Source organism: Mesorhizobium sp. RSR380A, assembly GCF_054719385.1.
Window position 1 is genome coordinate 3,616,593 of the sequence record NZ_JBTTIB010000001.1, and the last position, 26,409, is coordinate 3,643,001.

General features: G+C 63.5%; 24 protein-coding genes. 13 read left to right on the plus strand and 11 right to left on the minus strand.

Features of this window, described 5'->3' with window-relative positions:
- Nucleotides 1–396: 396 nt before the first annotated feature.
- The 9 genes from ACYG9Z_RS17485 to ACYG9Z_RS17525 all read left to right on the plus strand — a co-directional run bounded on the left by ACYG9Z_RS17485 (nt 397) and on the right by ACYG9Z_RS17525 (nt 10,121).
- Nucleotides 397–1,161: a DeoR/GlpR family DNA-binding transcription regulator gene (locus tag ACYG9Z_RS17485; RefSeq protein WP_023685103.1), complete on the plus strand. Its 765-nt coding sequence runs from the start codon at nt 397–399 to the stop codon at nt 1,159–1,161.
- A gap of 406 nt (nt 1,162–1,567) precedes the next feature.
- Nucleotides 1,568–2,179: a DedA family protein gene (locus ACYG9Z_RS17490; RefSeq protein WP_023685101.1), complete on the plus strand. Its 612-nt coding sequence runs from the start codon at nt 1,568–1,570 to the stop codon at nt 2,177–2,179.
- Nucleotides 2,180–2,258: 79 nt separating this feature from the next.
- Nucleotides 2,259–3,170, plus strand: coding sequence for a LysR family transcriptional regulator (locus ACYG9Z_RS17495; protein ID WP_023673412.1), 912 nt, complete (start codon nt 2,259–2,261; stop codon nt 3,168–3,170).
- A gap of 211 nt (nt 3,171–3,381) precedes the next feature.
- Nucleotides 3,382–4,536, plus strand: coding sequence for an ABC transporter substrate-binding protein (locus ACYG9Z_RS17500; RefSeq protein WP_023692632.1), 1,155 nt, complete (start codon nt 3,382–3,384; stop codon nt 4,534–4,536).
- Nucleotides 4,537–4,746: 210 nt separating this feature from the next.
- Nucleotides 4,747–5,745, plus strand: a complete 999-nt coding sequence (locus ACYG9Z_RS17505; RefSeq protein WP_023692631.1) for an ABC transporter ATP-binding protein — start codon at nt 4,747–4,749, stop codon at nt 5,743–5,745.
- A 220-nt stretch (nt 5,746–5,965) separates the two neighbouring features.
- Nucleotides 5,966–6,931, plus strand: a complete 966-nt coding sequence (locus tag ACYG9Z_RS17510; RefSeq protein WP_023692630.1) for an ABC transporter permease — start codon at nt 5,966–5,968, stop codon at nt 6,929–6,931.
- Entirely contained in the window at nt 6,921–7,736 is an 816-nt protein-coding gene (locus tag ACYG9Z_RS17515; RefSeq protein WP_023673416.1) for an ABC transporter permease, read from the plus strand. Before ACYG9Z_RS17510 ends, ACYG9Z_RS17515 begins: the two co-directional genes overlap by 11 nt.
- A gap of 105 nt (nt 7,737–7,841) precedes the next feature.
- The gene (locus ACYG9Z_RS17520) at nt 7,842–9,269 is read left to right on the plus strand and encodes a gamma-aminobutyraldehyde dehydrogenase (RefSeq protein ID WP_023746658.1); all 1,428 of its coding nucleotides are present in this window, start codon (nt 7,842–7,844) and stop codon (nt 9,267–9,269) included.
- A 153-nt stretch (nt 9,270–9,422) separates the two neighbouring features.
- Nucleotides 9,423–10,121, plus strand: a complete 699-nt coding sequence (locus ACYG9Z_RS17525) for a DUF3592 domain-containing protein (protein WP_023746659.1) — start codon at nt 9,423–9,425, stop codon at nt 10,119–10,121.
- Nucleotides 10,122–10,149: 28 nt separating this feature from the next.
- Here ACYG9Z_RS17525 and ACYG9Z_RS17530 read toward each other — a convergent pair whose 3' ends face one another.
- From ACYG9Z_RS17530 to ACYG9Z_RS17575, 10 genes are all read right to left on the minus strand, one after another.
- Complete coding sequence (locus ACYG9Z_RS17530) at nt 10,150–10,464, minus strand: hypothetical protein (protein WP_023738143.1); 315 nt, start codon at nt 10,462–10,464, stop codon at nt 10,150–10,152.
- Nucleotides 10,465–10,519: 55 nt separating this feature from the next.
- Entirely contained in the window at nt 10,520–10,882 is a 363-nt protein-coding gene (locus tag ACYG9Z_RS17535; protein WP_023688799.1) for a nuclear transport factor 2 family protein, read from the minus strand.
- Between the two features lie 76 nt (nt 10,883–10,958).
- A complete protein-coding gene (locus ACYG9Z_RS17540) occupies nt 10,959–11,438 on the minus strand; it encodes a carboxymuconolactone decarboxylase family protein (protein ID WP_023688798.1) in 480 nt (159 codons plus the stop codon).
- 110 nt (nt 11,439–11,548) lie between these two features.
- On the minus strand, nt 11,549–13,102 hold the full coding sequence (locus ACYG9Z_RS17545; RefSeq protein WP_023753000.1) for an alpha/beta fold hydrolase: 1,554 nt from the start codon (nt 13,100–13,102) through the stop codon (nt 11,549–11,551).
- Nucleotides 13,103–13,236: 134 nt separating this feature from the next.
- Entirely contained in the window at nt 13,237–13,551 is a 315-nt protein-coding gene (locus ACYG9Z_RS17550) for a formate dehydrogenase subunit delta (RefSeq protein ID WP_023688796.1), read from the minus strand.
- Entirely contained in the window at nt 13,541–14,371 is an 831-nt protein-coding gene (fdhD, locus tag ACYG9Z_RS17555; protein WP_023753001.1) for a formate dehydrogenase accessory sulfurtransferase FdhD, read from the minus strand. The genes ACYG9Z_RS17550 and fdhD overlap by 11 nt, the downstream gene beginning before the upstream one ends.
- A 220-nt stretch (nt 14,372–14,591) precedes the next feature.
- Nucleotides 14,592–17,504 carry a formate dehydrogenase subunit alpha gene (gene fdhF / locus ACYG9Z_RS17560; RefSeq protein WP_023753002.1) on the minus strand — a complete coding sequence of 971 codons (2,913 nt, stop codon included), beginning with the start codon at nt 17,502–17,504 and terminating at the stop codon, nt 14,592–14,594.
- Between the two features lie 10 nt (nt 17,505–17,514).
- Complete coding sequence (locus ACYG9Z_RS17565) at nt 17,515–19,071, minus strand: formate dehydrogenase beta subunit (protein WP_023753003.1); 1,557 nt, start codon at nt 19,069–19,071, stop codon at nt 17,515–17,517.
- Nucleotides 19,068–19,547 (minus strand): formate dehydrogenase subunit gamma, encoded by a 480-nt coding sequence (locus ACYG9Z_RS17570; RefSeq protein ID WP_023753004.1) that lies wholly within the window; start codon nt 19,545–19,547, stop codon nt 19,068–19,070. The genes ACYG9Z_RS17565 and ACYG9Z_RS17570 overlap by 4 nt, the downstream gene beginning before the upstream one ends.
- Before the next feature lie 194 nt (nt 19,548–19,741).
- The gene (locus ACYG9Z_RS17575; RefSeq protein ID WP_023673428.1) at nt 19,742–20,641 is read right to left on the minus strand and encodes a LysR family transcriptional regulator; all 900 of its coding nucleotides are present in this window, start codon (nt 20,639–20,641) and stop codon (nt 19,742–19,744) included.
- 158 nt (nt 20,642–20,799) lie between these two features.
- Between ACYG9Z_RS17575 and ACYG9Z_RS17580 the strand changes: the two genes are divergently transcribed.
- From ACYG9Z_RS17580 to ACYG9Z_RS17590, 3 genes are all read left to right on the plus strand, one after another.
- Nucleotides 20,800–21,441, plus strand: a complete 642-nt coding sequence (locus ACYG9Z_RS17580; protein WP_023673429.1) for a DUF47 domain-containing protein — start codon at nt 20,800–20,802, stop codon at nt 21,439–21,441.
- Nucleotides 21,442–21,444: 3 nt separating this feature from the next.
- Nucleotides 21,445–22,449 (plus strand): inorganic phosphate transporter, encoded by a 1,005-nt coding sequence (locus ACYG9Z_RS17585; RefSeq protein WP_023703518.1) that lies wholly within the window; start codon nt 21,445–21,447, stop codon nt 22,447–22,449.
- A 77-nt stretch (nt 22,450–22,526) separates the two neighbouring features.
- Entirely contained in the window at nt 22,527–23,717 is a 1,191-nt protein-coding gene (locus ACYG9Z_RS17590) for an Mrp/NBP35 family ATP-binding protein (protein WP_023732480.1), read from the plus strand.
- A 142-nt stretch (nt 23,718–23,859) separates the two neighbouring features.
- Here ACYG9Z_RS17590 and ACYG9Z_RS17595 read toward each other — a convergent pair whose 3' ends face one another.
- Nucleotides 23,860–24,336, minus strand: coding sequence for an SRPBCC family protein (locus ACYG9Z_RS17595; RefSeq protein ID WP_023732479.1), 477 nt, complete (start codon nt 24,334–24,336; stop codon nt 23,860–23,862).
- Nucleotides 24,337–24,479: 143 nt separating this feature from the next.
- On the opposite strand from ACYG9Z_RS17595, the gene ACYG9Z_RS17600 reads away from it, so the two are divergent.
- Nucleotides 24,480–26,285: an IlvD/Edd family dehydratase gene (locus tag ACYG9Z_RS17600; RefSeq protein ID WP_023688786.1), complete on the plus strand. Its 1,806-nt coding sequence runs from the start codon at nt 24,480–24,482 to the stop codon at nt 26,283–26,285.
- Nucleotides 26,286–26,409: the final 124 nt, after the last annotated feature.

The window sequence follows — 26,409 nt, forward strand, 5'->3', positions numbered from 1 at the left end:
AGCTTTCCTGGGCGCCATGCGCCGCGCAACGAGCGTTGGGAAACGCAAAAAATCTCGTCGGTGCGGGACGCAGGAACTCCTATCCCGCGCCGCACCGACGAGCCCCTCTGGCCAGGTTTTGATACCCGGTCTCCGCCCCGCGGATTTGAGAAACTTTTGTGCCAGTTCAAACCCAGACGGTCTGGCCAGACGGTCCGGTCCGTGAATTGCGGCTCTGCCATCACCCTCCCGTGGCAGTTCCGAAGCTGTCACGCCGTCAATGTCACGCCAGTGCTACCTAACTGTCAATGAAATGTTGTGACTTTTTTTGGGTGTTTTGCCCGAAACCACGAGCAATTCCTTTAAAAACGGCGGCATTGCCCTAAAACCGGGCAGGCCGCAAATTCAGGAAGCCAGATGATCCATTCGAAACGGCATGGCGAAATCCTCCGCCTCCTCAAGGAAGAGGGCACCGTCACCATTGCCAGCCTCGCCGACCGGCTGGGGGTTTCGCTTGAAACGGTGCGCCGGGATGTCAAGCCTTTGACCGGCAATGGCTCGGTGCTCAAGATGCATGGCGCCATCGGCCTGCCGTCGATGGCCGGCGAAGCGCCGTTCGAGCGGCGCATGCGCGACAATGCGGAGGCCAAGCGGCTGATCGCCCGCATGGTCGCTGCCACCATTCGCGACGGTGAATCGGTCATGCTGGACACCGGCACCACGACCTCGTTCCTGGCCCGCGAACTGCTCGGCCACCGGCGGCTGACCGTGGTCACCAATTCATCCGACATCGCCCGCACGCTGGCCACCGTCAACGGCAACAAGGTCTATATGGCCGGCGGCGAATTGCGCAGCGATTCCGGAGCCGCCTTCGGCGCCTCGGCGATCGATTTCGTCAGCCGCTTCTCGGTCAGCCATGCGGTGATTTCGATCGGCGCCGTCGATGCCGCCGCAGGCCTTGCCGACTACGATCTGGAAGAGGCGGAGTTCGCCCGCATGGTGCTGTCGCGCGGCCAGCGCTCGCTGGTCATCACCGACCACACCAAGTTCGGTCGCCAGGGTCTAGTCCAGGTCTGCGGCTTCGACGGTTTTTCCGAACTCGCCACCGACCAGCCGCCGCCGCGCGACATTGCCTCGGCACTTGCCGAGGCTGGAGCGCGCCTCAGCATCGCTGCGGCCTAGCCAAACACCAGCGACTGGCGCGCCGCGATCCCGGCCCATGCCGCTACCCGATACCACGAAGGCGATGTTGTGCATCATGCGAGCCGCGTCGCCGGCCGCATAAGATGTCGTTCTGGTGAAAAATTGTTTTTCAATCATCCCGCTCTTCGCAATGTCCATGCAACTTGGCAGCCGCAAACAGCGCCTCGTCGAAATGCGGGCCGGGCGAATCGCCCGCATCAGCAATGAGGTCACCATGCTGCAAACGATGCCTTGTCTTTCCTCATGGCCTGGACGCTTGCGCGCTCCGACCTGGAAGCGGACCCGGCTTGGCCGGACATTCCGCAACTTTCCGCCAGCGACGGTGTATGACGGTGTATAAGGTGTCCAGGATCAAGAACCTCAAAACCTATGACTGGCGCTTCGCATGACTGATCCACTGTCGGCGATCCTGGGGTTCGGCCTGCTCGGCGTCGCCTGCCTCGCCTTCACAGAAAAGATCCTGCCGCTGCCGCCCTCGCATGTGCTGCTGCTGTTCCTCGGCATGACGGCAGCCTCCGATCTCCTGGCGCTGGCGATTCTGCTCCTGGTGACGACGCTGTCCGCCATCACAGGCTGCCTTGTCTGGTATAGTGTGGGCCGTAGGATTGGATTGGATCGTGCCGACAGGCTGGTCGAGCGTTTCGGCAAATATGTCTGCTTGCGCTATGCGACCTACAGCAAGCTTGGTCAGGCCTATCGCCGCCATCATGTCCGGGTCTCCTTGCTGGCGCAGTTCATCCCGACGGTTCGCAACTATCTGCCGATCGCGGCCGGCGCGCTCCGTCTGCCACTCTTGCCCTTCGCGGCGGCGACGCTGCTCGGCGCCACGCTATGGAACACCGGCTTCCTCGTCACCGGCTACCTTATGCGCGGCAGCGGCCGGGATTCCTATGCCATCGGCTTTCGCATCATCGTCATCGTTTTGGCGCTGGAGACGGCTTTTATGCTCGCGCTTCGCTACGGTCCTGCCTGCCGGCGGCGCCTCGGCTTCGGCTGACAGGAGGCGCCTCAAGCCGTACGGGTAAAAGGCTCGCCTTCGGCTTTCCTTGCCCGTCGCGCCGGTGTTTAGTCCGGCCATGGCTTTCACCATCCGTCAGCTGCAGTTCTTCATTGCCGTCGCCGAGCAAGGCACGGTGTCGGGCGCCGCACAAAACCTCTCCATCTCGCAATCCTCGGTCACCGAGGCGATCAAGGAGCTGGAGAGCGATCTCGGCGTCGAATTGTTCGAGCGCCATCCGCGTGGCCTCAACATTACCCACAAAGGCCACCAGTTCCTGCGCCATGCGACCAAGATCCTGGCCGACGTCTCCGACGCGCGCCGCGCTTTTTCCGACGACCAGGTGGTGGCCGGCGGGCGGCTGCAGCTCGGCGTCACCTCGCTGGTCGCGGGCTATGTGCTGTCCGATCTGCTGGCGCGCTACCGCCGCGCCTATCCCGGCGTCGATGTCTCGGCCATCGAGGACAATGGCGACTATCTCGAACATCTGCTGATCGGCGGCAAGCTCGACATTGCCGTCATGGTCACCTCCAATTTGCGCGACCGCACCGCGCTGCAGTCGGAAATCCTCGAGGTCTCGGCCTACCGGCTGTGGGTCCCGCTCGGCCACAAGCTGGCCAGCGCCGACATTATCGGCATAGGCGACATTGCCGGCGAGCCGCTGATCATGCTGACCGTCGACGAGATCGAGGAGAACACCGGCAAGCTTCTGGCGGCGATCGGCGCCAGGCCGCATGTCGCCTTTCGCACCCGCTCGGTCGAAGCCGTTCGCAGCCTCGTCGCCACAGGTGCGGGCGTGGCGTTGCTGCCCGACCTAGTCTACCGGCCGTGGTCGCTGGAAGGCGACCGCATCGAATCGCGCGACATTTCGGGTTCCCTGCCGGTCGTCCAGGTCGGCATGGTCTGGCGCCGCGGCTCCGGTCTGCCGCAGGCGTCGCGCGACTTCATCGGCCTTGCCCAGTCGCAGCGTATGGTACGCCAGCAGCGTTGATAGGGTGCGTGGTTATCTATCGGAAAAACCGATATCGCGTTTCTGATAAATGAATTTGCGAAACCAGAATTTTCCGAGCACTTTTGATGTCAGGGACGAAAGCCGCCATCAGAGCGGCAACGTGCCATCGGATGAACTGACGCTTTTCAGCCTGCGGCTGACCGCGGCGGCGACTCGCTTCGCAGTCAGGCGCCAAAATGGGAGATTGACGATGAATTCATTCCTGAAGACGTGCACCGCCTTGACGGTCGCGCTGACCTTTTCCGGTCAGGCCGTCGCCCAGGTCAAGGAACTTGGCAAGGGCGAAGGGGAGGTCAGCATCGTTGCCTGGCCGGGGTACATCGAGCGCGGCGAAACCGACAAGGGCTATGACTGGGTGACCTCCTTCGAGAAGGAGAGCGGCTGCAAGGTCAACGTCAAGACCGCGAACACCTCCGACGAGATGGTCTCGCTGATGAATGAGGGTGGGTTCGATCTAGTCACCGCTTCGGGTGACGCATCGCTGCGCCTCGTTGCCGGCAAGCGCGTGCAGCCGATCAACACCGATCTCATCCCGAGCTGGAAGGCGGTAGACGACCGTCTGAAGGATGCGCCCTGGTTCACCGTCGACAAGGTGCATTACGGCGTTCCCTATCAGTGGGGCCCGAACATCCTGATGTACAACACCGATGTCTTCAAGGAAGCGCCCAAGAGCTGGAACGTCGTCTTCGAGGAAATGAACCTGCCGGACGGCAAGTCCAACAAGGGCCGCGTCCAGGCCTATGACGGCCCGATCCACATCGCCGACGCCGCCAACTATTTGATGTTCCACAAGCCGGAACTCGGCATTAAGGACCCGTACGAATTGAACGAAGACCAGTACAAGGCAGCGCTCGAGCTGCTGCGTGTTCAGCGGACGCTGGTCGGCCGCTACTGGCATGACGCCGCCATCCAGGTCGACGATTTCCAGAACGAAGGCGTCGTCGCTTCCGGTTCGTGGCCTTACCAGGTCAACACGCTGGTTGCCGCCAAGAAGCCGGTCGCCTCGACCGTGCCGGAAGAAGGCGTCACCGGCTGGGCCGACACCACCATGATGGAGGCCGACGCCGCGCATCCCAACTGCGCCTATATGTGGCTTGAGCATTCGCTGTCGCCCAAGGTCCAGGGCGATGTCTCGGCCTGGTTCGGCTCGCTCCCCGTGGTGCCCGCTGCCTGCAAGGGCAACGAGCTGCTCGGCGAGGAAGGCTGCAAGACCAACGGCTACGAGAACTTCGACAAGATCAAGTTCTGGAAGACCCCGGTCTCCAAGTGCGCAACCCAGAACGACCAGTGCGTGCCTTACTACCGCTGGGTGTCCGACTATATCGGCGTCATCGGCGGGCGTTGAGCTCCCTTTAACCCACCCCCTTGTGGGGAGGGTCGACGCGCAGCGTCGGGGTGGGGGCAGCGCTGACGTCCGGTGCTAGTCACCCCCACCCGCGGCTTCGCCGCGACCTCCCCATCGAGGGGGAGGTGAAGTGCCGTGCCCGCTGGCCTGATTGGTGGCGGCAAGAGCTATTTCGACGAACCACAAACCGGCAACAGATCAGGACAGCCCATGACCTCGGCCGTTTCCTTCCAGAAAGTCTCTCGCCATTTCGGCAGCGTGCGCGCCGTCGATGCGGTCGATCTCGACATCGTGCCGGGCGAGTTCTTCGCCATGCTTGGTCCGTCGGGGTCCGGCAAGACTACCTGCCTGCGCCTCATCGCCGGCTTCGAGCAGCCGACATCGGGCTCGATCTCGATCTTCGGCGACCGCGCCGAGGGCGTGCCGCCCTATCGCCGCAACGTCAACACGGTGTTCCAGGACTACGCGCTGTTCCCGCATTTGAACGTGCTGGACAATGTCGCCTACGGGCTGATGGTCAAGGGCATCGCCAAGCCGCAGCGGCAGAAGGCGGCGGAAGAGGCATTGTCACTGGTGCGGCTTCCCGGCTATGGCGCCCGCCGTCCCGGCCAGCTCTCCGGCGGCCAACGCCAGCGCGTCGCGCTGGCCCGTGCGCTGGTCAACCAGCCCAAGGTGCTTTTGCTCGACGAGCCGCTCGGCGCGCTCGACCTCAAGCTGCGCGAGAACATGCAGGAAGAGCTGAAGTCGCTGCAGAAGGCGCTCGGCATCACCTTCGTCTTCGTCACCCATGATCAGGGCGAAGCGCTGTCGATGGCCGACCGCGTTGCCGTCTTCAATGACGGCAAGATCATGCAGATCGGCACGCCGGAAGACATCTACCAGCGGCCCAGGACACGCTTCGTCGCCGATTTCGTCGGCTCCTCCAATGTGTTGCCGCCGGATTTCGTCCAGCGTTATTCCGGCCAGGACCGCTGGGGCAGCTTGCGCCCCGAATCGATCCGCATCGGCAGCATTGCGAAAGGCGAAGGGGTTGCCGCGCGCCTGGTCGGAACCAACTATCTCGGCGCCACGACCAGGCTGGCGCTCGACGCCGACGGCTTGAGGCTGCACGCCATCGTGCCGGCCGGGACAAAGCTGCCGGCGGAAGGCGAAGCGGTGGTGCTGACGTTCAACCGCGAGCATTTGCATTTGATGGACGAGCCGGCATGATTGAGGTTTGCGCCAAGCACCCCCCTCTGTCCTGCCGGACATCTCCCCCTCAAGCGGGGAGATTGGCTGTTCCTCCCGGTTTCGCCAATCTTCAACGTTGGGGATTTGGCGAGGCAGCGAAACTGCTGATCTCCCCCCTTGAGGGGGAGATGTCCGGCAGGACAGAGGGGGGTGTGAAGGAACCCGGCTTCTCAGGGTTCCTTCAGCACGCGGTCTCCCCATGACCATCGCCGCGCTCAACTCAACCTCCGCCCCCGCCATCCTGCCCGGCAGCGGCGGCGTGCGCGGTGCGCTGTCCGACCTGTTCTGGCGCAAGCCGCAACTGCTGCTGTTCCTCATGTTGGCGCCGCCGGTGCTGTGGCTCGGCGTCGTCTATATCGGTTCGCTGTTCGCGCTCTTGGCACAGAGTTTCTTCTCGATCGACGAATTTTCCGGCCTCATCAACCATGAGTTCACGCTGAAGACCTATGGCGACCTGTTCCAGCCCGCCAATCTCGACATCATCCTGCGCACGGTGACGATGGCGGTGCTGGTCACGCTGGCCTCCGCCGCCATCGCCTTCCCGATCGCCTATTATGCGGCGCGCTATGCCCGGGGCCGCTGGAAGGCGCTGTTTTATCTCGGAATCATGCTGCCGCTGTGGTCGAGTTATCTGGTGAAAATCTACGCCTGGAAGTTGATCCTCGCCAAGGAAGGCATTCTGACCTGGCTGCTGGCCAAATTGCATCTGCTCTGGGTGCTCGACGGCTGGCTGTCGCTGCCGGTCGTCGGCGGCAACTCGCTGTCGGTCTCCGCCACCGGCACCTTCATCGCCTTCGTCTATGTCTGGCTGCCGTTCATGATCCTGCCGGTGCAGGCGGCATTGGAGCGCGTGCCCGGCAATCTGGTCGAGGCGTCCTCCGATCTCGGCGCATCGCCGGGCCAGACCTTCCGCAACGTGCTGTTCCCGCTGGCGCTGCCCGGCATCGTCGCCGGCTCGATCTTCACCTTCTCGCTGACGCTGGGCGACTACATCATCCCGCAGATCATCGGCACGTCGCGGCTGTTTATCGGCCAGGCCGTCTATTCGCAGCAGGGCACCGCCGGCAACATCCCGCTCGCCGCCGCCTTCACCGTCGTGCCCATCGTCATCATGGGTTTCTATCTCTGGGGCGCCAAGCGCATGGGGGCCTTCGATGCGCTCTGACGGTTCGCAATCCGCCCCGCTCGGCCTCAAGATCGCAGCCGCTTGCGGCCTGCTCTTCCTGCACCTGCCGATCCTGCTGATCTTCGTCTATGCTTTCACCACGGAAGAGAAGAGCTTCGTCTGGCCGCCGCCGGGGCTGACCACACAATGGTTCGCCGTCACCTGGAACCGGCCGGATGTCTGGCAGGCGCTGTCGCTTTCGGTCCGCGTCGCCGCAATCTCGACCGCGATTGCCTTGATACTGGGCACGCTGTGCGCCGCCGCCGTGTCACGGACGAAATTCTTCGGCCGCGAGACGATCTCGCTGCTCGTCATCCTGCCGATCGCGCTGCCCGGCATCATCACCGGCATCGCGTTGCGCTCGGCCTTCTCGCTAGCCGACATCCCGTTCTCGTTCTGGACGATCGTGCTCGGCCACGCCACCTTCTGCGTTGTCGTCGTCTACAACAATGCGGTCGCCCGTTTCCGCCGCACTTCCGGCTCAATGATCGAGGCCTCGATGGATCTCGGCGCCGACGGCTTCCAGACCTTCCGGCACGTCGTGCTGCCCAACATCGCCACCGCTCTGCTTGCCGGGGGGATGCTCGCCTTCGCGCTGTCCTTCGACGAGGTCATCGTCACCACCTTCACCGCCGGCCAGCAGCAGACCGTGCCGATCTGGATGCTGGAAGAGCTGATCCGCCCACGCCAGCGTCCGGTCACCAATGTCGTCGCCATGGTCGTGGTGCTGGTGACGCTGCTGCCCATCCTTGCCGCCTATTACCTGACCCGCGACGGCGACCAGATCGCCGGTTCGGGCAAATGAAGAACAGCGAATAGGGAGTAGCGAATAGCGAATAGGGGAGATTGCACGACCAGCCCTATTCGCTACTCGCTATTCGCTACTCGCTCCTGACCGAGGAGAACCTGCATGGACACCCAGATGCTGATCGGCTCGAGCTTCGAGAACGGCACCGAGACCGAGGAGCCGATTCTGAATCCAAAGACCGGGGCGACCATTCTCAACCTGCCTGAAGCCAGCCAGGCGCAGATCGAGGCGGCTGTTACTGCCGCCGAGCGAGCGTTCGTCTTGTGGTCACGCACAACGCCGGCGCAGCGCTCCGGCTATCTCCTCAAGATCGCCGACCGCATCGAGGCCAACGCGCGGGAGTTCGCGGCGCTCGAGGCGCTGAATTGCGGCAAGCCGATCAACGCCGTGCTCAATGACGAAATCCCGGCGATCGTCGACTGCTATCGCTTCTTTGCCGGCGCGGTACGTTCGATGCCGGGCGTGGTCGCCGGCGAATATCTGCCCGGCCACACCTCGATGGTGCGGCGCGACCCGATCGGCATCGTCGCTTCCATCGCGCCGTGGAACTATCCACTGATGATGATGGCCTGGAAGCTGGCGCCGGCCATTGCCGGCGGCAACACCGTCGTCTTCAAGCCGTCGGAGCAGACGCCGCTGACGGCGCTGAAGCTGGCCAGGATCCTGGCCGAGGTGCTGCCCGAGGGCGTCGTCAATGTCGTGCTCGGCCGCGGCGACAGCGTCGGCAACACGCTGATCAATCACGCCAAGGTCAACATGATTTCGATCACCGGCGACGTCGCCACGGGCAAGAAGGTGCTGCAGGCCGCCGCCAAGTCGGTCAAGCGCACGCATCTGGAACTCGGCGGCAAGGCGCCGGTCATCGTTTTCGACGACGCCGACCTCGGCGCCGTGGTCAACGGCCTGCGCGGTTTCGGCTACTACAATGCCGGGCAGGATTGTACAGCCGCTTGCCGCATCTATGCCGGCAAGAAGATCTACGACAAGCTCGTCGCCGATCTCTCATCTGCCGTCTCGACCATCAAATACAACCAGCCCGACGACACCGAAAATGAGATCGGGCCGCTGATCTCGCGCCGCCAGCGCGATCGCGTCTCGAGCTTCGTCGAGCGCGCTTCGGAACTGAAGCACATCGAGATCACCACCGGCGGCAAGCCGGGCGAAGGCTCCGGCTTCTATTACCAGCCGACGGTGGTTGCCGGCGCGCTGCAGGAAGACGAGATCGTGCGCCGCGAAGTGTTCGGTCCGGTCGTCTCCATCACCCGCTTCTCCGAAGTCGATGAAGCCGTGAACTGGGCCAATGACAGCGACTACGGCCTGGCATCCTCGGTGTGGACCAAGAACGTCTCGCGCGCCATGGCGACGGCCGCCCGTCTGCAATATGGCTGCACCTGGATCAACACCCATTTCATGCTGACCAACGAGATGCCGCATGGCGGGCTGAAGCAGTCTGGCTACGGCAAGGACATGTCTCTCTATGCGCTGGAGGATTATACCGCCGTTCGTCATGTGATGGTGGCGCATGGGTAGAGGCCGCCACTATCTCTAAAATATTCGCCAACCCGTTTTCTGTACATTAAGCGAGAGTTACTTTTGCGGTACGGCGGGAGTTCACGATTTACTGAATATTCAACCTGAACGAGCAGCCTCTTGCCGGGAAACCGCGCGGCGAGGGGTTTGCGCATGAACACGACCAAGATCAAGCTGGTACTCATTGGCGGCTTCTGTCTGCTGATCGCTGTGTTCGGCGGCAAGGACATGATCAAGAAGAGCGGCTGGCCCGAGGCGCCTGCTGAAATCCTCGCGGTCAATGTCGAATGCGACATGGAATCGACCGCCCACAAGATTGTCTACAAGACCGTCAGCACCGCCACGATCCCGTGCGAACTGGTGGATGCGTTCAAGACGGTTCATGCTGACAAAGAGTGGAAGGTGACCCAGAAATTCACCGGCACCTTGCGCGTCGGCACCGGCGCCGACGCCGTCGAGGCCACGATGGAGCTGAACAAGAACGGTGCCCGCGAACCGCAGGTCGGCGACAAGCTCACCGTCGTCCAGAACCCCGCCAACCCCACCCAGATCGAACGCACCGGCATGACCGGCACGCGTTTGACGATCGTCATTGGGGCTGGACTGCTCGGCGCGTTGCTTCTCTATCTTGCTTTCAAACCCCGCCGGCGGATGTCGACCTCCGCCGTGGCGGGCAACCCTGCCGGAGATGCCGGCGCGGACCAGCGCGCGCGCCAGGCCGACGCCTTGATAGCGGCGGCCCTGGCCAAGCAGGCCACATTGCCCAATCAGCCGGCACGTGTCGCGGCTGCCGGATCGGTCAGGGAAGGGCGGTTTTCCGGGCAGCGGACGAGTTTCGGCCGCCGCAACTGATGGCCGAAAACTGCTGCACCTGCCACGGCTACTCCACGATGCGGTAGATGTTCCAAAGGCTGGTGCCTGAAACGACGTAGGGCTCCATCTCCTTGCCCCATTTGGCGTGCGCGTCGATCTTGCCGATCCTCGCGAAGAATCCCTCCAGCTGGGCAAGGCTTTCGACCTGATGATGCGATTCGACCGTCGCTTCCCGAGCTCCGACCGAACCGGTCATGATCTGGAACTCGAGATCGGCAATGCCGACCTGAGAGCCGATCTCGCGTTCCCATTTCTTCAACAGGTCGAGCACGGTCTGCTTGTGCCCGAACTTGGCGTCGATCTGCCATCTGGCGCTGAACATTTTTGTCTCCTCCAGTTTTGCGGCCCAAACCGCGGTTGATCTTTCCGCGGTGGAACTACTCGTCCCAGGCCTGCACGACGGTCTGTCGTGCAATCCGCCCATTCTTCAGCTCCAGCATCGCCGCGCAGAACACTTTCGTTCCGTCCGGATAGGCGCAGGCCTGGGTGAAGGCGAGATTGTCGCCATCGGCGATGGTGGTGTCGACCTTGTGGGTCATCGCCCGGCTGCAGATGTCGTCCCAGAAGGTGCTGATCGCCGCCCGGCCGCGGATCTCGCGCGGCTTGCTCGGCGGATTGTTGCGGTCGATCACCCGCACCAGTGCGTCGTCGGCATAGAAGCTAGCGAGCATCCTGCCGTCCCGTCCTTCGATCGCTTTCTTGATCGCCGCGCCGTCCACGCTCTGCGTCTTGGTCAGCATCTTCTCCTCCATGGCCCGTTGATCGGGCGGTTGAATGATCACAAGCAATGCCCGGCGCACCGCCCGCCATTTTCTTTCACTGCGACTTGGCTTTGACGGCTGCGAACACCCCGTCGGTCTGTTGTTTGAAGGTCGCGAAATCGACCTGGCTGCCGTTGAGCATCGTCGACCAGTGGCGCACGATGGCCGCCATCGCGATCGCCTCCTTGATCTCCTCATCGGTCGCGCCATTGAGCTTGGCGGCCTCGGTGTGGAAATAGATGCAGTACTGGCAGGGGATCTGCGAGGCGACGGCCAGCCCCAGCAGTTCCTTGGTCTTGCCGTCGAGCGCGGTCTTGGGGTTGAGCTGCACACCCTTGATCTCGGCCCAGGCGCCGGCAACCGCGACATCGGGCAGCGTCTTGAACATGTCCGGCACTGAGCCGAGCGTCGCCTCGATGTCCTTGTAGGCGGCGGCCGCCGAGGCATCCTCGGCTCTGGCGGGAGCGATCGTGAACAGCGCGCCAACGCCTGCCGCTATCACCAGCGATTTGATCGACCTGTTTGACTTCAGCATTGCATCCTCCATCCGCAGTGCCTTTCCCGGCGACATCCGCCTGGCCTGCATGGAGAGAATTGGTACGCCTCGACCCCACCTGGCCGCTTCGCCCGAAAGCGCCATGGTCCCTATGGCCCGTCCGGGCCAGCCTGCCTGGCGGAAAATGCCGCTGCCGCCGCCCGTGACGGCAAATCGAGCTTCAGCAATATGTTGGCGACATGACGCTTGACCGTATGCTCGCTGAGCCTCAGCTCGGCGGCGATCGCGGCATTGCTCTTGCCGTCGGCGATCAGGATCACCACCTCGCTTTCGCGCGCCGTCAGTTGAGCCGGCTCGGCGGGTTTCGCCTTGGGGCGGCAGGCCGGCTCCAGGTGCTGTTCCGACGTTGCCTGGACCAGCGCCAGCGGCTCGTCCAGCTCATCCACCGTGACACGCCCGGCATCGATGAAATGCAGGCCGGACCCCGCCGCCAGATCGGCGGCCAGCCGCGACGCCAGAATATCGCCGCGCCCGGCATGGGCGGCGATCTGCATCGTCACCCGTGCCATCAGCCCCACCGGCGGCCCGCGCATTTCGACCTCACCGACATGGGCGCCCTGGGCGCTTGCAATGCCCATATGTTGCGCCGCATCGCGCAGTGCCGCCGCGCAGCGTATGGCCCGCGCCGGCCCGTCGAAGCGCGAGATCATCAATTCGCCATGGATGCCGGCGACGCGTCCGCCATGACGGCCGACCAGCTGCTGCCAGCTCTCCTGGAAGCGCTCGCTACGTTCGCTCCACATGCGGTCGCCAACCCGCGCCGTGTCGTAGATGCGTGTCGCCAGAAGAGCGGTAAGCACGCGCTCCGCTTCGGCCACGGCACGCTCGCCGGTCAGGAATTCCTCGATCAGGTCGGCCACCCGGTCGACATCGCCGGTCCAGATCGGGTGGTCGCGCCCGGGGACCTCGACCAATCGCGCATTGGCGATCTCTTTCGCCAGGAAGCGGCTGGCGTCCGGGTCGACCCGCGCGTCGTTGCGGCGATGAATGAGCAGTGTCGGTGCGCCGATCGCCGAAAGCACGCCGCGCACATCGATTCCGGCATTCATCCGGGCAAGGGCTGCCGCTGCCGTCGGACTGGCCGACAGCCGCTCGAAGCGGGCCCACCACTGGGTGAAATGCGCATCATCTACCCGGCCGGGAGCGAAGTTGGGCAGTGTGGCGCCCGTGCCCCATTCCGTGCCGGCCGTCGCGATGAAGGCCTCGAGGCGCTCCGGCGACATCACCCATTTGTGGAAATGCGCATAACCGCCATAGAGCGCCAGCGCTCGTGTCCGTTCCGGATAGGTGGCGGCAAACAACATTGCCATCGGCGCGCCTTCCGAAGCGCCGAGCAAGGCCGCGCGGCCGCTGCCGGTGGCATCCATCACCGCGCGCACATCGTCCATGCGGGTTTCGAGGCTGGGCAGGTGGCGTGGGTCGACGCGGTCGGACAGGCCGGTGCCGCGCTTGTCGAACAGGATCAGCCGCGAGAACGCCGAGAGCCGTTTCAAGAGCCTGGCGTAGCCCTCGTCTTCCCAATGCAGGTCGAGATTGGAGATGAAGCCGGGCACGAAAACCAGGTCGAACGATCCTTGGCCGACCACCTGATAGGCGATCCGCACGTCGCCGCTGAGGGCATATCGCGTCTCGATCGGCCTCACGTTGCTATCCCGCCCGGCCAGACGATTTCTGATCGCCGACCATAGCAGACGCCTGGCGGATGCGGCAGCCAAACTTTAGAAGACAGGAATATAGCCCGCGGCGAACCGTGTTCGCCCGCCATTTCTGGGGGAGGCTATTTCTGGGGAGCGGCGCTCTCTGCACCCGTGGGTTGGACGTAGCCGATGCTCACATCGGCCTGCTCCTCGGTCTTCGGCCGCTTGATCCTGGCCGAGGCCACGACGACGAGTTCGTCAAAACCTTCGCCGCCACTGTCCAGCATCTCGAAGAACTGCCGGCGCATCCTGGGCTCCCAGAACTTGTTGATGTGCTCGGCCACGCCCGCCACACCTTCCTCGCGGGGCCTTGAATGGAAGAAGGCGGCGATCTGGTTGGCCATGCGCACCAGCTTTTCCCCGGTGCTCGTGATGTGTTCTTCGTCATGCGACATGCTGGGCAACTCCCAAGACCACCCGTTCCGGGTGGGTGAAAACATCGAAATCGTCGCCGCGCACCAGCGCCACCAGCGTCATGCCGGCCTCTTCGGCGGTGCGGATGGCAAGGGCTGTCGGCGCCGACACGGCGATGATGAAGGCGGAGCCGATCGCCGCCGTTTTCTGCACCATCTCCACTGAGACGCGTGATGTCACCACCACCGCGCCCGATGCACCGTCAATGCCGGCCTTGGCCAGCGCGCCGGCCAGTTTGTCCAGCGCATTGTGCCGGCCGACATCCTCGCGCGCCATGACGATGCCTTTGCCGGGAATGTAGAAGCCCGCTGCATGCACGGCGCCGGTTTCTGAATGCAGAGGCTGCACCTTGGACAAAAGCTTTACCGAACGGGTGATGTCGTCGGCTTCAAGCGTAAGCTTGGACGCACCAACCTTGTCGACCGAGCGCATCGCTTCCTCGATCGATTCGATGCCGCACAGCCCGCAGCCAACCGGCCCGGCCAAGCGCCGGCGCCGCGTCTCGAAGCGCGTATTGGCCTGGTCCTTCAGCCGGATCTGGATATCGATGCCGGCGCCATGGTCCTCGACCTCAATCGCATCGATTTCGTCAGGCAAGGCTATGATGCCTTCGGTCAGAGAGAAGCCGAGCGCGAAATCCTCGAAATCGGCCGGGCTCGCCATCATCACCGCATGGGTGGTGCCGGCAAAGGAGAACGCCACCGGCGTCTCTTCCGGCACCATGCGGTTGGCCGCCGCAGTGCCGCTGGCGCGGTGGGCAAGGCGAGAGATTTGGGTGGTGGCTTGGCGTTTTCGGGTCACGAGGCGCGCCCCTCTGCCCTGTTCGTCCTTAGCAGTAGCTGTGGAGGCTCGCCCCTTTCCTCTCCCCCCTCCGGAGGGAGAGGAAAGGCGCCAGGCGGCATAAGCTCGCGTCCTTCCTCTCCCCCGTCGATCGGGGGAGAGGTGTTGAGCAAAGCTCGACGGAGTAGGGGTCGACCAACCGTCAAGATTGAAGCTCTTATTGTCGAACGCCGTGGCAAGACTACTCCGCCGCTTCCAGCTTTGCGATGCGGCGGCTCTGCTCGGCCTGCTCGTTATAATCGCGCTGCCAGTCCGAAGGCCCGTTGGAGGCGCCGACCTGCACCGCGGTCACCTTGTACTCCGGGCAGTTGGTCGCCCAGTCCGAGAAGTCGGTGGTGATGACGTTGGCCTGCGTGTCGGGATGGTGGAACGTTGTGTAGACCACACCTGGCGACACCCGGTCGGTGATCAGCGCACGCAGCGTCGTCTCGCCCGAACGGCTGGTCAGCCGCACCCAGTCGCCATCGCGCAGGCCGCGGTTATCGGCATCGTGCGGATGGATCTCCAGCCGGTCCTCCGAGTGCCACATGACGTTTTCGGTGCGCCTTGTCTGTGCACCGACATTGTACTGGCTGAGGATGCGGCCGGTGGTCAGCAGCAACGGGAAACGCGGCCCGGTCCGCTCGTCGGTCGCCACATATTCTGTGCGGATGAACTTGCCCTTGCCGCGCACGAAGCCGTCGATATGCATGATCGGCGTGCCGAGCGGCGCCTTCTCGTTGCAGGGCCATTGCACCGATCCGACACGGTCGAGCAGATCGAAGGAGACGCCGGCGAAGCTTGGCGTCGTTTTGGCGATCTCGTCCATGATTTCGGAGGGATGCTGGTAGTTCCAGTCCAGCCCGATCGCGCGGGCAAGCTCCTGTGTCGCTTCCCAGTCGGCATAGCGCGCCTTCGGCTCCAGCACCTTGCGCACCATGTTGATGCGGCGCTCGGCATTGGTGAAGGTGCCGTCCTTTTCCAGGAAGGTCGAGCCCGGCAGGAAGACATGCGCGTAGTTCGCTGTCTCGTTGAGGAACAGGTCGTGCACGACGACGCATTCCATCGCCGCCAGGCCGGCCGCGACATGCTTGGTATCAGGGTCCGACTGCAGGATGTCCTCGCCCTGGATGTAGATGCCCTTGAAGGAGCCGTCGACGGCGGCATCCAGCATGTTGGGGATGCGCAGGCCCGGTTCGTCGTCGAGCTTCACTCCCCACAGCGTCTCATAGATGTCGCGCACCGCCTCGCCGGAGATGTGGCGGTAGCCCGGCAGTTCATGCGGGAACGAGCCCATGTCGCAGGAACCCTGCACGTTGTTCTGGCCGCGCAGCGGGTTCACGCCGACGCCGGGACGGCCGATATTGCCCGTCGCCATGGCAAGGTTGGCGATCGCCATCACCGTGGTCGAACCCTGGCTGTGTTCGGTGACGCCGAGGCCATAATAAATCGCGCCATTGCCGCCCTTGGCATAGAGCCGCGCAGCACCTCGGACCAGTTCGGGATCGACGCCGGACAGCTTGCCGACGATTTCGGGGCTGTTTTCCGGCAAGGCGACGAAAGAAGCCCAATCCTGGAACTCCGCCCAGTCGCAGCGTTCGCGGATGAAGGCTTCGTCGAAAAGACCTTCGGTGACGATGACATGCGCCAGCGCCGTCAGCACCGCCACGTTGGTGCCGGGCTTCAGCGGCAGGTGATAGTCGGCCTCGATATGCGCCGACTTGACCATTTCGGTGCGGCGCGGATCGAGCACGATCAGCTTGGCGCCCTGGCGCAGCCGCTTTTTCAGCCGCGAGGCGAACACCGGGTGCGCGGAAGCCGGATTGGCGCCGATGATGACGGCGACATCGGTGAAATCGACGGAATCGAAATCCTGCGTGCCGGCCGAGGTGCCATAGGTCTGGCCGAGGCCGTAGCCGGTCGGCGAGTGGCAGACGCGCGCGCAAGTGTCGACATTGTTGTTGCGGAAGCCTTGGCGCACCAGCTTCTGGACGAGATAGGTCTCTTCATTCGTGCAGCGCGAGGACGTGATACCGCCGATCGAGGTGCGGCCGTATTGATACTGGATACGGCGGAATTCCTTGGCCGTATGGGCGATGGCCTCTTCCCAGCTCACCTCGCGCCAGGGATCGCTGACCTTTTCCCGGATCATAGGCGACAGGATGCGGTCCTTGTGGGTGGCATAGCCATAGGCGAAACGGCCCTTCACGCAGGAGTGGCCGTGGTTCGCCTTGCCGTCCTTGTAGGGCATCATGCGAATGACTTCGTCGTCCTTCACTTCTGCCTTGAACGAGCAGCCGACGCCGCAATAGGCGCAGGTGGTGACAGCGGAACGCTCGGGCATGCCTTTCTCAAGCACGGTCTTTTCACGCAGCGCATCGGTCGGACAGGCCTGCACGCAGGCGCCGCAGGATACGCATTCGGAGGCGATAAAATCCTCGTGCATGCCGGCGACCATGCGCGATTCGAAACCGCGGCCCTCGATCGTCAGCGCGAAGGTGCCTTGCACCTCTTCGCAGGCCCGCACGCAGCGCGAGCACACGATACATTGCGCCGGATCATAGGTGAAATAGGGGTTGGACTCATCGCGGGCGATGTAGTCGACCGCCAGCGAGCCATGGCCGGGCGCGACGCCGTTTTCCTGCTTGACGTGGTTGCGGCCCTCGATGCCGAAGCGGTTCTCGGTCAGGCCGACAGACTTCGCCACAACGTCGAACTCGCTGGCCCCGGTACCGGCCTTCTCGTTCCAGCCGGTCGGGTGGTCGGAGACGTAAAGCTCCATGACACCGCGGCGGATGGCGTCGAGCCGCTCGGATTGCGTGCGCACCACCATGCCTTCGCCGACGGGCGTCGTGCAGGATGCCGGCGTGCCGCCGCGCCCGTCGATCTCGACCAGGCAGACGCGGCAGGAGCCGAACGAGTCCAGCATGTCCGTGGCACAGAGTTTTGGGATCTCGACCCCGCCTTCCATCGCCGCGCGCATGATCGACGTACCCTCCGGCACGCTGATGCTGCGGCCGTCGACGATCAGCGTAACCTGCTTTTGCGCCTTCGATTCCGGGGTTCCGTAATCGAGTTCTTCGATGAGTGTCGGGAAGTCGGCCTTGATATTCATCTGCCAGCACCTATTCAGCAGCCACGCGCGCCGGCGCGGGCTTGAAATCTTCGGGGAAATGGGTGATCGAGCTCATCACCGGATAGGGCGTGAAGCCGCCCAGCGCGCAGAGCGATCCGAACTTCATCGTGTTGCAGAGATCGGTGACCAGAGCCAGGTTCTTCTCCGGCTCGATGCCGGCGGCAATCCGGTCGATGGTCTCCACCCCGCGTATCGAGCCGATGCGGCAGGGCGTGCACTTGCCGCAGCTTTCGATGGCGCAGAACTCCATGGCAAAGCGCGCCTGCTTCAGCATGTTGGCCGTGTCGTCGAACACGGTGATGCCGGCATGGCCGATCAGCCCGTCGCGCTTCGCGAACTCTTCGTAGTCGAACGGCGTGTCGAACAGGCCGCGCGGGAAATAGGCGCCGAGCGGGCCGCCGACCTGCACCGCCTTCACCGGGCGACCAGTGGCCGTACCGCCGCCGATATCGTCGACGATTTCGCCCAGCGTCATGCCGAAGGCCGCCTCGAACAGGCCGCCGAATTTGACGTTGCCGGCGATCTGTATCGGGATCGTGCCGCGCGAGCGGCCCATGCCGAAATCCTTGTAGAAGGCCGCACCCTTGTCCATGATGATGGGCACGGAGGCTAGGCTGATGACGTTGTTGATCACCGTCGGCTTGCCGAACAGACCCTGGATTGCCGGCAGCGGTGGCTTGGCTCGGACCACGCCGCGCTTGCCTTCAAGGCTGTTCAGCAGCGACGTTTCCTCGCCGCAGACATAGGCGCCGGCGCCGACGCGGATTTCCATGTCGAAGGGGTTGGGCGAACCCAGCACGCTGACGCCGAGCACGCCTGCCTTGCGGGCGACCTCGACAGCCTTGTTCATGACATCCACCGCATGCGGATATTCCGAGCGGATATAGACGAACCCCTTGGTCGCGCCGGTGGCGATGCCGGCAATCGTCATGCCTTCGATGAGCACGAAGGGGTCGCCCTCCATGATCATGCGGTCGGCAAAGGTGGCGCTGTCGCCCTCGTCGGCATTGCAGACGATGTATTTGCGGTCAGATGTCGTATCGAGCACCGTCTTCCACTTGATGCCGGTCGGGAAGCCGGCGCCGCCGCGGCCGCGCAAGCCCGATTCCGTGACCTGTTTGACGATGTCGAGCGGCGCCATGGCCACCGCGTTCTGCAGGCCCCTCAGCCCGCCCAGTGACTTGTAGGCGTCGAGCGATAGCGGGTCGTTGATGCCGCAACGCGCGAACGTCAGGCGCGTCTGTTTGGCCAGGAACGGGATCTTGTCGGGCGCGCCCAGCCAGCGCTTGTGATGCCCGCCGGTGAGAAAGCCGCTGTCGAACAGGCTCTTGACGTCCGATGGCTTGACCGGCCCGTAAGCGACGCGGCCCTTTTCGGTCGCGACCTCGACCATCGGTTCGAGGAAATAGGCGCCGCGCGAGCCGTTGCGGACGATCTTGGCCTCGACGCCCCGTTCAGCCAGTTCCGCACGAACAGCCTTGGCGACCTTTTCGGCGCCGAGCGCCAGCGCGCCGGAGTCACCTGGAATGTAGATGCGCGGGATCATGAGCGTACCTCCCCGACGATCTCTTCGATCTTCTCGTCATCGAGCCGCCCGATCACCTCACCATCCAGCATCGCCGACGGTGAACAGGCGCACAGCCCGAGGCAATAGACAGGCTCAAGTGTAACCAATCCGTCGCGGGTGGTCTCATGGAAATCGATGCCCAACAACTGCTTGACCTTTGCGGCGATCGCATCCGAACCCATCGACTGGCAGGCTTCCGCCTGGCAGAGCTTGAGCACATGCCGGCCAGCCGGCCGGGCACGGAAATCATGATAGAAGGTCACGACGCCATGCACTTCGGCCCTCGACAGGTTCAGCCCATCGGCGATGACGGGCACGGCGTCCTGCGGCACGTGGCCAAATTCTTCCTGGATCTCGTGCAGGATCGGCAGCAGGGGGCCTTCGAGGCCCTTCAACTCCTGGATGATCGCCGCCGTGCGCGACTGTATCTCGGTACTTGCAGGCTGCATCGTCACGCAGCGCCCTCCCTATCGTAGCGATCGATGCATATAATCGTCCAAAAGCATGAAGCGGTTTTGGAACAACGACATGCCTACGCCGCTTAATCGCTAAGTGCTTAAGAAATCAGAGAAAACCTATGAAATCAATAAAGCGGTTTCGTTGCACGATAGAAAATTTCTATCGCGCCGATTGACCAGTTATGACTAGCTCAGCGATTGGCGCGGAAATCGTCTGCCAGCGCCATCGCCTCGTCCAGCAGCGCCTGCACCAGCGGCGTGTGCGGTTCGCGCGGCGCGGCGACCAGCCCGACCGTGTGGCTGGCATCCGGTTCGACGATCGGAATGGCCCGGATCGGCTCGGAAAAACCGAATGTTTCCGCCAGGTTGAGCGGCATGATCGACGACCATTTGCCTGTCCGTATGTGGGAGAACAGCACGATCATCGAGTTGGATTCCAGTGTCGGCCGCACCTGCACGCCGGCCTCGGCCAGATGCTGGTCGATGATGCGGCGGTTCTGCATGTCCGGCGTCAACAAGCAGAGCGGCAGCTGGCTGATTTCGGCCCATGTCACTTTGTCGCGATCCGAATAGGGATTTCCGACCGCCGTGATCAGCTGGTAGCGCTCGTCATAGAGCGGCACGCTGGTCACCCGTCCGAGAGGCTCGTTGTCGAGATAGGTGATGCCGGCATCGGCGTCGAAATTGCCGAGCAGCGACAACACCTCGATCGAGGTGCGCGACAGGATAGAGAAGGTGACGCCCGGATGCTTCTCGCGAAATGGCGTCGTAAGCCGCGCCACCATGGCGAGGGCGGTCGGGATGGCGGCAATACGGATACGCCCGGACAGGCCATGTCGCGCCGCCCGCATCTCTTCGCGCATGGTCCTGGAATCGCCGACGATGCGACGCGCCCACACCAGCACCTGCTTGCCTTCCGGCGTCAGCCCCTGAAAGCGCGAACCGCGATTGACCAGCATGACGCCGAGCTGGCCCTCCAGCTGCTTGATCCCGGCCGACAAGGTCGGCTGCGTGACGCCGCACGCTTCCGCCGCCCGGCCGAAATGCTCCTCCTTGGCCAGCGCGATGAAGAATTCGAGCTTGTCGATCATACCATCCGTCCGTTCGTTTCGCGCAAGGTCGGGGAAATTGCCTTTCGCCGCAAGCTCTACCCGCAATTGGCCATGCATCCACATCTTTGGGCCGGCTGGCTGTTTCCCCCGGCCGAACACGGCGCTATGTGGTTGGATGGAATACGAGGAGATCGGACATGCTGGGCTGGTTCCGCAAGCTTTTGCCGCGCGAAGATCGCTTCTTCGACCTCTTTGAACGGCATTCCCGCACCGTGGTCGGCGGCGCCGAGGCGCTGGAGCAGCTCCTGCAGGGCAAGGACATCGATCGTTGGTGCCAGAAGATCATCGATCTCGAGGACGAGGCCGATCATATCACGGCCGAAGTGCTGCTGGCGGTGCGGCGTTCCTTCATCACGCCCTTCGATCGCGGCGACATCAAGGACCTGATCCAGTCGATGGATGACGCCATCGACATGATGCACAAGACCGTCAAGACGGTGAAGCTGTTCGAAAAGAAGGAATTCGACCCGCTGATGCAGGAGATGGGCGGCGTCATCGTTGCCGCCTCCAGGCTGGTTGCCGAAGCAATCCCGCTGCTCAGCAAGGTCGGCACGCACACGGTACGCCTCAACGCCATCGCCGAAGAGGTGATGCGCGTCGAAAGCCGCGCCGACGATCTGCATGAGCAGGGATTGAAGGACCTGTTCAAGCGGCATGGCCGCAGCGATCCGATGGCCTACCTGATCGGCTCGGAGATCTACGGCCAGCTGGAGAAGGTGGTCGACCGCTTTGAGGACGTCGCCAACGAGATCAGCGGCATCGTCATCGAGAACGTTTAGGCAATGGAAGCCACCATCGCCTTTCCCGTGCTGATCGGCCTTGTCGCCGTCGCGCTGTTTTTCGATTTTCTCAACGGCCTGCACGATGCAGCGAACTCCATCGCCACCATCGTCTCCACCCGCGTGCTGAGACCGCAATATGCGGTCCTGTGGGCGGCTTTCTTCAATTTCATCGCCTTCATGTTCTTCGGCCTTCACGTGGCTGAAACCGTGGGAAAAGGTATCGTCGACGTCAGCATCGTCACGCCGGCGGTGATCTTCTCGGCGCTCGTCGGCGCCATCGTCTGGAACATCGTCACCTGGATTGCCGGCATCCCGTCCAGCAGTTCGCATGCCCTGATCGGCGGGCTTGTCGGCGCCGGCGTTGCAAAGGCTGGGCCCGGCGCCATCGTCTGGACCGGGCTTGGCAAGACGGTCGCCGCAATCGTCGTGTCGCCGGCGACAGGGTTTGTTCTGGCGCTGGTCCTCATCCTGGCCGTTTCCTGGCTGTTCGTGCGCCAGACACCGTTCGCCGTCGACAGCACTTTCCGCGTCATGCAGTTCTTTTCGGCCTCGCTTTATTCGCTAGGGCACGGCGGCAACGACGCCCAGAAAACCATGGGCATCATCGCCGTGCTGCTCTATTCGCAAGGTATGCTCGGCGGGACGTTCTACGTGCCGCTGTGGGTCGTCCTCACCTGTCAGACAGCACTGGCGCTCGGCACTTTGTTCGGCGGCTGGCGCATCGTCCACACGATGGGCTCGAAGATCACCCGGTTGAACCCGATGCAGGGCTTCTGCGCCGAGACCGGCGGCGCCATCACCCTGTTTGCCGCCACCTGGCTCGGCGTTCCCGTGTCGACCACCCATACCATCACCGGGGCCATCATCGGTGTCGGCGCCGCCCGCCGCGTCTCGGCCGTGCGCTGGGGCATTGCCGGCAACATCGTCATCGCCTGGATCGTCACCTTGCCGGCCACGGCTGCAATTTCGGCGCTCACCTACCTAGCGGTTGGCCTGGCAGGGTGAGGCGGACACCGGTGGTGCTTGGAGTCGCTGCCAATCTGCACTATCTGAGCCGCAGCCAAACGCCTAGGGAACAATGCATGTCCGTCACCAAGGAAATCGTCACCGAGCGTCTGAAGACGGTCAACGGGCCGGACTTCACCGGCAACATCGTCGACCTCGGCATGGTTTCGGAGATTTTCATTGCCGATTCGAAAGTGTTTTTCTCGATCACCGTTCCCGCCGCCCGCGCACAGGAGATGGAGCCGCTGCGCGCCGCAGCCGAGCGTGTCGTCAAGGCGATCCCTGGTGTCGCCGGCGCCGTCGTCGCGCTGACGGCGGAGAAGAAGGGCGGCGGCATGGAGGCTCCGGTTGCGTCGCGTCCCGCGCCCAGGCCCGCACCGCCGGCTGCGCCAGCCGCGCCGCGCCCAGCTCCACACTCTCCAGCCCCGCACGCCCCGGCCTCGCAAAGCTCGGGCAAGCGCGGCGTGCCCGGCATCGAGGCGATCATCGCGGTGGCGTCCGGCAAGGGCGGCGTCGGCAAGTCGACCACCGCTGTCAACATCGCGCTTGGCCTCGCCGCCAACGGTTTGCGTGTCGGCGTGCTCGATGCCGATATTTATGGGCCGTCCATGCCCAGGCTGCTCAACATCCATGGCCGGCCGCAGACCGTCGACGGCAAGATCCTGAAACCGATGGAGAATTACGGCCTTAAGGTGATGTCGATGGGCTTCCTCGTCGACGAGGAGACGCCGATGATCTGGCGCGGTCCGATGGTGATGTCGGCGCTGACGCAGATGCTGCGCGAGGTCGAATGGGGCCGCCTCGACGTGCTCGTCGTCGACATGCCGCCCGGCACCGGCGACGCCCAGCTGACCATGGCCCAGCAGGTGCCGCTGGCCGGCGCCGTCATCGTCTCGACGCCGCAGGACCTGGCGCTGATCGACGCCCGCAAAGGATTGAATATGTTCAAGAAGGTCGACGTGCCGCTGCTCGGCATCGTCGAGAACATGAGCTATTTCATAGCCCCCGATACCGGCAAGCGCTACGACATCTTTGGCCATGGCGGGGCGCGGCGCGAGGCCGAGCGACTCGGCGTGACCTTCCTCGGCGAAGTGCCGCTGGAAATGGGAATTCGCGAAAGTTCTGATGAAGGCTCGCCCGTGGTGGCGTCGAAGCCCGACAGCCCCGAGGCGAAGATTTACCGCGATATTGCTTCGAAGGTCTGGGACCGGGTCAACGAAGAACGCGGCGCGGCCGAAGCGGCGGTGCCGAACATCGTGTTCGAGTAGCTCGGATATCCCTCCCCCTTGAGGGGAGGGTCGCCCGAAGGGCCGGGTGGGGTCCGCGGTGACACGCTCGACGCTATTTCTTTACAAGTCGAGGCAGCTCAACTCACGTTGAGGCAGTTGAGGCGACCCCACCCGCCTCGCTTCACGAGGCACCCTCCCCTAAAGGGGGAGGGGAACCCACCTTCTCGCCAAAGCTTGAAAAGAACTGCCCGGCCAGCTTCTTCGAAGTCGATTCGATGAGCCGGCTGCCGAGTTGGGCGATCTTGCCGCCGACTTCGGCTTTGGCCGCGTATTTGAGGACTGTCCCATCCGGCCCGTCCGCCGTCAGCGTCACGTCGGCGCCACCCTTGGCGAAGCCGGCAATACCGCCCTTGCCCTCGCCCTGGATGGTGTAGGAGTGCGGCGGCTTCAGGTTCTTCAGCGTCACCTCGCCGTTGAATGTCGCCTTGATCGGTCCGATCTTCAGGACCACCGTCGCCGCCATTTCGGTCGGCGATTTCATCTCCAGGTGCTGGCAGCCGGGAATGGTCGCCTGCAAAACCTTCGGATCGTTCAGCGCGTCCCACACTTTCTGCAGGGGGGCGGCAATGCGTTCCTCGCCTTCGATCACCAAAGCCATCGACACCTCCCGGACAGACTTCGAAGGCCTAACGCACGGTCTGGTCTGTGTCTATCGCACCAAAGTCCGGTTGCGACGGTGCGCCCTCTTGCCTGCTTCCGCGCGTTGCCATATCGATTTGTCTTACAAATACGGAGACCATGATGGCAGGCGCCCCCACCGGAAAGAAGAAATTTCGCTCGCAGGAGTGGTTCGACAATCCCGACAATCCAGGCATGACCGCGCTCTACCTCGAGCGCTACCTGAACTATGGCCTGACGCGGGCCGAGCTGATGTCGGGCAAGCCGCTGATCGGCATCGCCCAGACCGGCTCGGATCTGTCGCCATGCAACCGCCACCATATCGAGCTCGCCAAGCGCGTGCGCGAAGGCATCGTCTCGATGGGCGGCATCCCCTTCGAATTCCCGTGCCATCCGATCCAGGAGACCGGCAAGCGCCCGACCGCGGCACTCGACCGCAACCTTGCCTATCTCGGCCTGGTCGAAGTGCTTTACGGTTATCCGCTCGACGGCGTCGTGCTGACCATCGGCTGCGACAAAACCACGCCGGCGCTGCTGATGGCGGCGGCCACCGTCAATATTCCGGCCATAGCACTTTCGGTCGGACCGATGCTCAATGGCTGGCACAAGGGCAAGCGCACGGGATCGGGCACCATCGTCTGGGAATCGCGCCAGCGCCTCTCGGCCGGCGAGATCGACTATGACGAGTTCATGGACATCGTCGCCTCATCGGCGCCGTCGACCGGCTATTGCAACACCATGGGCACCGCCACCACGATGAACTCGCTGGCCGAGGCGCTCGGCATGCAATTGCCGGGCTCGGCTGCCATTCCGGCACCCTACCGCGAGCGCGGCCAGATCTCCTATGAGACGGGCAAGCGCATCGTCGAGATGGTGCATGAGGATCTGAAGCCATCCGACATCATGACGCGCAAGGCGTTCGAGAACGCCATTGTCGTCAATTCGGCGATTGGCGGCTCGACCAACGCGCCGATCCACCTCAACGCGATTGCCCGCCATCTCGGCGTGCCGCTCACCAATGACGACTGGCAGACGGTCGGCCTCCATGTGCCGCTCATCGTCAATCTGCAGCCATCGGGCGAATATCTCGGCGAGGACTATCATCATGCCGGCGGCGTGCCGGCTGTGGTGGCCGAACTGATGAAGGCCAAGCTGCTGCCTTATCCCGAAGCGATGACCGTCAACGGGAAATCGATCGGCGACAATTGCAAGGATGTCGCCAACGAGAACACCGACGTCATCCGCACCGTCGCCGAGCCGCTGAAGGCCAATGCCGGCTTCATCAATCTCAGCGGCAATCTGTTCGATTCCGCAATCATGAAAATGAGCGGCATCTCGCCGGAATTCCGCGAACGCTATCTCTCCAACCCGAACGACCCGGAAGCCTTCGAGGGCAACGCCATGGTCTTCGATGGTCCCGAGGACTACCACGCCCGCATCGACGATCCGGCGCAAGGCATCGACGAGCACACCATCCTGTTCATGCGCGGCGCTGGCCCAATCGGCTATCCCGGCGGCGCCGAGGTCGTCAACATGCAGCCGCCCGCCTATCTCATCAAGAAGGGCATTCACGCGCTGGCCTGCATCGGCGATGGCCGCCAGTCGGGCACATCCGGCTCGCCGTCTATCCTCAACGCTTCGCCGGAGGCCGCCATTGGCGGCGGCCTGGCGCTGCTCAAGACCGGCGACCGTGTGCGCATCGATTTACGGAAAGGCACTGCCAACATCCTCGTCACCGACGAGGAAATCACGCGCCGCCGTGCCGAACTGCAGGTCGATGGCGGCTATCATTATCCCAAGCATCAGACGCCATGGCAGGAGATCCAGCGCTCCATGGTCGACCAGTTCTCGGAGGGCATGGTGCTGAAGCCGGCGGTGAAATACCAGGACGTCGCGCACACCAGCGGCGTGCCGAGGGACAACCACTGAGCACCCGCTTGATATGAAAATGCCGGCCTGATCGGGCCGGCATGAAAGCCTTGGCGTAAGCTTGTTTGGATGGCGGCCTCAGGGTGGAGGCGGGCCGGACGAAGCGGCGATGGCTGTGATGCCG